4 protein-coding genes and 1 pseudogene are annotated in these 8,067 nt (G+C 38.0%); 1 reads left to right on the top strand and 4 read right to left on the bottom strand.

Annotation, left to right across the window (positions count from 1 at the left end; all coding sequences use genetic code 11):
* Positions 1-465: pseudogene (locus CXF85_RS09285) on the top strand (transposase); the annotation flags it as partial.
* A 543-nt stretch (positions 466-1,008) separates the two neighbouring features.
* Here CXF85_RS09285 and CXF85_RS09280 read toward each other — a convergent pair.
* The 4 genes from CXF85_RS09280 to CXF85_RS09265 all read right to left on the bottom strand — a co-directional run bounded on the left by CXF85_RS09280 (position 1,009) and on the right by CXF85_RS09265 (position 7,801).
* Positions 1,009-4,584, bottom strand: a complete 3,576-nt coding sequence (locus tag CXF85_RS09280; RefSeq protein WP_101228253.1) for an ABC transporter permease/M1 family aminopeptidase — start codon at positions 4,582-4,584, stop codon at positions 1,009-1,011.
* Between the two features lie 29 nt (positions 4,585-4,613).
* Positions 4,614-5,474: an ABC transporter ATP-binding protein gene (locus tag CXF85_RS09275; RefSeq protein ID WP_101228252.1), complete on the bottom strand. Its 861-nt coding sequence runs from the start codon at positions 5,472-5,474 to the stop codon at positions 4,614-4,616.
* A gap of 256 nt (positions 5,475-5,730) precedes the next feature.
* On the bottom strand, positions 5,731-7,470 hold the full coding sequence (locus CXF85_RS09270; protein WP_101228251.1) for a PspC domain-containing protein: 1,740 nt from the start codon (positions 7,468-7,470) through the stop codon (positions 5,731-5,733).
* Complete coding sequence (locus tag CXF85_RS09265; RefSeq protein WP_101228250.1) at positions 7,463-7,801, bottom strand: PadR family transcriptional regulator; 339 nt, start codon at positions 7,799-7,801, stop codon at positions 7,463-7,465. Before CXF85_RS09265 ends, CXF85_RS09270 begins: the two co-directional genes overlap by 8 nt.
* Positions 7,802-8,067: the final 266 nt, after the last annotated feature.

Below are 8,067 nucleotides of genomic sequence, written 5' to 3'. Positions count from 1 at the left end.
CTATCGTGTATGGCTTATGTTGATTTAAATCCTGTACGAGCAAGGGTTGCTGATACACCAGAGCAGTCAGATTTCACTAGTATTCAATTACGTATCAAGGCCGCGATAAAAGGGACACAGCCACAATTGCTATTAGCTTTTACCGGCAATGAACGTCAACACAAAGCCAATCAACACAAAAAAGTAGGTATCAGCTTTAGCTTAAAAGACTATTTAACCCTCATTGATGAAACAGGACGGATTCTCCGTGAGGATAAACGTGGCGCTATTAGCGCTAAAGCAGAAAGTATCTTAGCAAGGCTGCACATCAGTGATGAAAGCTGGTTAAAACTCACCACTGATTTTGAAGGTATCTTTACTGGCGCTGTTGGTACAGCTGAGCATTTATGTGAATTTAGTGAACATGTGGGTTTGCAGCGAGCTCATGGTATAGCCAATGCGCATGCCTGCTTAAATAGCGCATAACCCAACTTATTAATCTTAATTTGTATAAACAAGTTGCTACTGTAGTGATGGGGGGAGTGTATTTGAAATCCGATTATTTTTACCATATTTTCCGTTAGTTTTAGTAGATGTATGGGGATTTGAAAAATACCTTTTTATTCGATGAGGATACAACAAATAATACAAGTATCAGTGCGCCGTTATTGCCTGAACTTAACATGGGTGGCATAGTTATATTGATCTAATATATTTATTGTTAAACAAAGCACCATTCGTTGGTGCTTTTTTATTACCTGCAATTTATTTCACACAATCTAATCGGTTGCTCAAACCACTCACTCGACAGTAACTTGTGCTTATCGGCCATATCCAATAAGCCAAGTTATGTTACAAAACTATTCACACAAAGCACCAGTCAATTGCATTATTCGACAACATTTAATTAGGCCGTTGTTAAAATAGGTTCATTATAAAGGTATTAAAATTAAACGTTCTGTCTTCTATTGATTATGATAAATAAGAGGCCGCATAGCGTGACTGCCTCCCACCTATCAACCTTCTACTTTAAAAAACCTCAACCTCTATTAAGTTATCATTTGAGTCACGATCAATCAGTTTGTTATAAGGATCGATTCCAGCAAATTTTGGCTTTTTATCAACAACAAATTCTAGCGTCGTTTGTCCTGAATTTAAACGGTGCTTTTTCAACATAATAACATCACTTTCTCCGTACCCACGGCTTGAAGGTTTTTTAACAAATAAGCCAATGTCTACTGAAAGATTAAATGGCACTTCGGTTTTATTGCCAATAGCATCTTCATAGTACTTAGTAACGTCAACATCTAACGTTACTTTGAAGCGCCCATCGGCTAATGTAGTTACTTCACTTTTACTGACTTTCATGTCAAAAAAGGTTATTTTTTCAAAGAGATCTTCGATTAAGGCATGGTGCTCTGCGCCAGCAGCTTCTTTTAAATAGCCGATAAAGTCGGTAGACAATGCATACGGCTTTGATTTAAACGCATGATTTTTTACTAATTGTTTAAGTGCTCGATTAACGGTTTGTTCACCAACATAATCTCGCAATGCATACATAACCAAAGCACCTTTTCGATAATGTATATAAGACTGATTTTCCACTTTGTAGAGGGGTAACTCACCTTCAGCATCTTTACTTCTGCCACGAAGATATTTGTCTAATTCAAATTTTAAAAATTTACGTAGTTGGTGTTTACCATATTTCTGTTCCATCACAAGTAACGCACTGTACTGCGCTAACGTTTCAACCAACATGGTGCCGCCTTGTGCATTAGCCGCCATTACTTGATGCGCCCACCATTGATGTGCCACCTCGTGCGCAGTAACATAATAAGGTAGATCTATTTGATAAGGATCTGTGGTATCAACGACAAAGCCAATAGCTTCAGAAAACGCAATAGTATTCGGATAAGCCGTAGCAGATGTTTTATAACCCGGAAACTCCAAAATTCGTAGTTGGCGATATTGATATGCGCCAAATGCTTCACTGAAATAGGCTAGGCTGTCTTTAGCACTGGTAATCATGCGGTCTACGTTATAGTCGTGCGCTTTATGATAATGCACTTCAATATCGATACCATTCCACGAATCGCGTTTAACTTCATAATCAGCTGATAAATAGCCATAATAATTCATAATTGGCTTATCCATTTTATAGTGATAGTAGCTACGCTTTCCTTGGTGCCATTCTTTTACTAAATAACCAGGGGCTATAGCTTGTTGACCTTCAATCGTTGAAACCGTCGTTTCAAAGTTAACAAAATCACTATCGTGGCTAACATAATTATTACCGTGGCTTTTGGTATCAGTTAACTTAGGCATACGGGGCAATGGTGCTAAACCATAATCACGGCGCTTATTCCGATCGCCAATCATCAAACCAGGATAGAAGCCAACACGTGGCGTGATTTGCCTATTACTTATATAGCTTCCGTTACGAACCAGGGTAATGTCTTGACGACTATTTTTAAAACCCTGCTGTTGTATCAAACCTTCAAACGTTAGCGTTCGCTCACTACCCGGTAACATAGGTTTGTGCAATTCAAAAATATAATAACCAAAACGCTTATCTACCGACTGCTGCTTGGCTCCTTCTAAAGCGACAGAGATAACCTTAGCTTTTACCGGAAAGACTAAATGAATGGTGGTAATTGTCTGAGTCGTTTTATTTTGCAATACTTGTGTTGAACCCACTTCAACTCGTCTTTTATATGGATAAATGTCAACATCCATTTTAACGTCAACAATACGAGGCATGGGTAAACTTTCGTATTGACGATATTTTCTTTCGTAATCAACTTTGAATTGTTCTATATCTGTCATCGTCCAGTAAGTATTTAAACTATTGGTGTTGTAAAAAATGTACGATCCTGAGCTGATGAAAAGAGTAAGTAGCGCCAAACTTGCTAACGTAAGCCCTTTACTCTTAAACGTGCGTAGTTGACGGCAGCGAAATTTAAATGACTGTACTAACCCTCTAGGCCAAAACAGGTAGGTTACTATCAACAGCATTCCCGCAATTGAGCCCCAATAAAGTCGTAACCACATGCCAGCAATCGCGAATCGACTATCACTGTTCATATCAGAAAGAGGCGCATACATATCGGGTAAACCGTAACTAAGTAAAGCATGCTCAACACCTAGAATGTCTCGTGACATCGTTAATAAGAGCATGAACACCACGAATAACAGCATGCCTAACATACGATTACTCGCCAAAACCTGAAATAGGCAACTCAACACAGCTAAATAAACGTAAGCAATGGTGTAATAAATAAGCCCTCTGCCAATGTAGTTACCCAATTGAAAGTCGTCATAGCCACTTAATATTTGTAATGCTATAGCGATAACAATACCAAGTAATACAATGGCGTGCATTATTAAGGCAAGCGCCGCAATTTTGCTGACCGCAAACACCCAATTAGGGGTTGGCATAGCATCAATTATTTCATTGAATTTACAGCTTCTTTCACGCCATATTATTTCAGCACTGTAAAAGGCCAGCACAACCATTAATGCACCGGTTAGGGCTTGTTTAATTGAACTGAGTAAAATACGGGTTAATGGATAAGTATTAACATCATATGAAGTTTCCCGGCCTGTAAGCGCGAAAAACAACAAAAAGAAACTAAAGGTCATCAATATTATAAAAGGAGTACTCTTTAATACCGACAACATTTCAAATTTGGTTCTATAAGCCAGTTGTTTTAAATGGGTGGTAGCAGACCACTTAGGTGAAACATCAATGTTAAGGTCAACCGCTGCTTTTAATTTGGCTTCTTCCAATGCTTTAGCCGGGTTTTCTTTAGCTACCTTGGCAACTACGGTGAATGAAAAAAAGCGATAAGCTAAGGTAAATACACTCAATGCGATAGTAAGCCAAAGTAGTCGGTTAGCTAAAATAAGATCGCTAAACCCAAGCACATTGTTATTTCGCTCAGCTGCTGTCCAATATTGAGTTTCTTCACCAAATATATCTCCCATAAAGGGATCCCATAATCCAGAAATAGCCGATGAAACATCAACGCTGATAAAGAGAATAACCATTGCCAAGGCAACGAAATAGCAATAAAACATGCTTCTAAAAATTAAGGCAACAGCAAATATCAATGCCGACATGGCAAGTACCGAAGGCATCATGTAACCCCAAAAGGCAGTTAAGTAATGACTGGCAACGTTAGCTGTAAAAGTTTCTGGAACTGCCCATGGCCAAAAAGTACCGAGAAACATACCAATTGGCATAGTTGTTAAAATGAGCGTTAGTGCACTAAATCCCCCAATGAACCGGCCAAATATATAACCTTTTTTAGTGATAGGAGTAGAAAATATAATACCGTCAAAATGGCTTTCTCTGTCTTTTAGTACGGCTCCTCCGATATAGGTTGGAATAATAAAAGTTGTTAAAATACTCAGCATAATAATGAACTTGGCAATCATATAACCAGAGTTAATATAAACATTTCCTCCGCGTGCTGTGCCTTGAAATTCAATACCGTTGGCGGTAAATAAAAACGCTAAACCGAACAACAAGCAACTGATAATTAATGTTGGTAGTGAAAAGAACATATAACGAAATTCGTAACGTGCAATGCTAAATAGCATGATCATACTCCCTGATAAATGGCTAATGGCTAATGGCTAATGGCTAAGAAGTAGACATCTTCTAAATTGGCAATAGCTTCATCGAAGCCACTTGGCTTGGTTGCCAATTCAACACGGATCTCAACCTTGCCAGCGCATAAGTGGTTTGAAATAACGTTATAATTCTGCTGATACTGGGCCAGTTCAGTCTTATCGATAGTCTTCTTCCAAATTCGCCCTTTAAGCTGTTCAATGAGTTTTTTTGGTGTGCCTTGGCTGACTATTTTTCCATTCGCTAAAACAGCCATGTTGGGACAAAGATCCGCAACATCTTCAACAATATGAGTAGATAAAATTACCACTATGTCTTCACCAATATCCGCTAACAGGTTATGAAAACGATTGCGCTCTTCCGGGTCTAAGCCAGCGGTTGGCTCATCAACAATAATAAGCTGAGGCTTCCCCAGCAAAGCTTGTGCAATACCAAAACGCTGGCGCATACCACCAGAAAAAGTAGCTACATTTTTTTTGCGAACGTCGAAAAGGTTTGTTTGAACGAGTAAAGCTTCAACCGCTGTTTTACGTTCCTTTTTATTGGTGATGCCCTTTAATACCGCAAGGTGGTCGAGTAATTCATAAGCAGAACCTCGTGGATATACACCAAAATCTTGTGGTAAATAGCCCAACTTACGACGCAGTTTATCTGGCGCGCTCAGTACATCATCGTCGCCAAATGTAATATGACCCGAGGTAGGTTGCTGTAAGGTCGCTAAGGTACGCATTAATGAAGATTTACCGGCGCCATTTGGACCAAGTAAGCCAAACATGCCTTTAGGAATAGTTAAGTTGACGTTGTTTAATGCCTTTACGCCATTAGCATAAGTATGTGTTAAGTCTTTAATTGATAACATGTTATATCTCCTTTTTCAGACACGCCTATCCCGCCAAGTCCGGTTAGGGTTAGGATGCTGAAATATTTTTGTTGTAGGGGATTGCTTATAGCTAAGCGCTAGTGCTCAGCTATAAGTGCTTACGCTTATTACTTAGTATTGATAATTACTTTCAATATTACTATTGATACTACTTTTGATAGTTATTATTGGTAGTTAAGTAAGCACAAAGCAATCCGTTGAATTGTTGAACGAAATTATTCTCGTTAAATTGGCTTTAGCTCGGGGCTGGTTTTTCTGCGGCTAAGCTACTTTTAACCGTTAGCAAGTGTTGAATATACGTTTGTATCTCTGCCAAATCTGGGTGTTTTTTCATAAGAAAGGTAATGAAACTATTCAATTGAGTTAGCTCTGCAAGGGCGATAACTTTGTGTTGCACAAGATACTGCCTAATTTCGTCTACTTCTTTGCTTTCATTAATAAATTCTTGCTTTAACTTACTACTTTCAACAGCTGTCTTTGGAAGATCTAACAAACATCTCCTGTGCCCATTAACATAGAATTGCTGACAAAATTTTGTCGTCAGAACACTTCTTTCATTGGTAGTGATGCGCTGTTGATTAATTTCATTTTTTTCATGGATATACTGAGCTGCGGTGACATAAAACAAATTCGAATCACTGCTATTTAATAGTTCGTACCCAACTTCATTGCCTTGTAATTTAACGCGTAGCTTATGAGAAGAAATCAGCTTTATGTTTTGTGGTAATTCTATTAACACAGAAACATGCTGGCCGCGATTATAAGTTTGCTCAAACAATTCAAAGTAACGGTTCATCACCAAACGATTATCTTTAAGACTATATTGGTAATTGATCGCCTGAATATTATTATCTAACGCTGACTTGCCGCGTCCATTACTTGAATAAGTAACGGAAACCTTAACGGTATCACTCAACGCTTGCGTTGTTTTTAAATTAAACTTTACTTTTCTGGCTTGTGAGTTGTTGCTCTGTGCTTCTGTCAATGAAAGCATAAAGGTTTGGTCATTCACCAAATGGTTAGTAGTAACCGAAGTACTGTTCTCGTCAGTCATTTCACTGATTAAAAAAACCACACTGCTACTTATTACAACGACAGGAATAATAGCGACTCGCTTTAACACTTTACTCACTTTAATATATGGGGTTGATAAGTAATGTTCTCGGATAAAGATCACAGATAGTAATACCATCAGGTAAACAGTAGACGCGCTTAATATCCATTGCAGCCACCAGGGATATATCTGATCTTCATTAAATTCAACAATACCCACACTTAATGTAATTAGCAGTATTATAGACAGGAGTAATACAATGTTTTTGACGAGAAATATGTAAATACCTCGTTGAAAAATAAAACTATTACCGATTACATTGATCAATACACCTAAGAAGGTAAAAGGCAGAAAAATAATCCGTTGAAATTTCAAAAAGGGTCTTATTGATACTTCCGCGCCAGCAGCAATACGCTTGGCCGTTGCGCTTTTCCCTTGTGCGGCTAACGCACTATTACGGGTATTGTTTTTATCAAACGACAACCAAAATATTAGGTATAACAACACACCTAAGCCAAATGCAAAACTAAGACCAATAAAGCTTAAGCGCAGTATAAAATCAGGAATGCCGAATCGCATTGAAAGGCCTGCACAAACACCTGCAACAATATTATTTTGCTTATCTAAATAAAGTTTCGGCATGGTATTTACCTCTTCCCCTTCTTCTTCACTATCAATAAAGCCGATTTGTTTTATTATTGCTCTTAACTGCACTAGCGTGACTGCTCGATCTTTTCTCACCTCAAGCTCGAACAATAATTCGGCAACTCTTAATTCGATATCAATAAAAATTTCGTCACCACACTCTTCATCCGCCAATTGCAGTTTCAATTTTTCTAGATAGGTTTGTAAAACTTTAAAGCCCTGATCTTCTATCCAGAAGACTTGCTTAGCAATTTCTATACTGATCACTTTATTCACTTTTATTCCCTCTTCGAATTTGTTCTACAGAGCCATTAATATCCAACCAAGAAAGATCAAGTTCAGCTAACACTTCTCGTCCTTCGTCAGTTAACGAATAATATTTTCGAGGTGGCCCTGATTCCGACTCTACCCAGCGGTATTGTAGAATATCGGATTTCTGTAAACGGCTTAATAATGGGTATAGCGTGCCATCTGTTACCAGAAGGTTCGCTGCTTTTAGGCGGTCAATTAATTCTGCGGTATACACCTCATGATCAGCTAATAAGCTGATAATGCAGAATTCCAATATGCCGCGTCGCATTTGCGATATAGTATTTTTAGCTTTCATAACAGAAACTATATAGCATGCTACCTTGCGTTACAAGGTAGCATGCTATAAATAGTGATACATATAAATAAAATATGAATCTAAAATAACTAAAGAAGAATAATAACAATGACATACAAAATTTTAAGAAGTGTATGGAATTTTATAATAATAGTGAACACATGAAAAAACTTATCAGGCTATTTACGCCCATGCGGTGATGCATAATCACTTACACTTGGTGCTGCATGTTGATAACTTATCAGGCCACCCATAATAACTTCTCT

Source organism: Colwellia sp. 75C3 (assembly GCF_002836255.1).
Classification (GTDB): Bacteria; Pseudomonadota; Gammaproteobacteria; order Enterobacterales; family Alteromonadaceae; genus Colwellia.
This window is presented reverse-complemented; position numbering and strand designations above follow the sequence as displayed.

What these genes read in the sequence shown, in the direction of transcription:
- CXF85_RS09275 (WP_101228252.1), bottom strand. Translation starts at nt 5,474, where the DNA reads ATGTTATCAATTAAAGACTTAACACATACTTATGCTAATGGCGTAAAG.
- CXF85_RS09280 (WP_101228253.1), bottom strand. Translation starts at nt 4,584, where the DNA reads ATGCTATTTAGCATTGCACGTTACGAATTTCGTTATATGTTCTTTTCA.
- CXF85_RS09265 (WP_101228250.1), bottom strand. Translation starts at nt 7,801, where the DNA reads ATGAAAGCTAAAAATACTATATCGCAAATGCGACGCGGCATATTGGAA.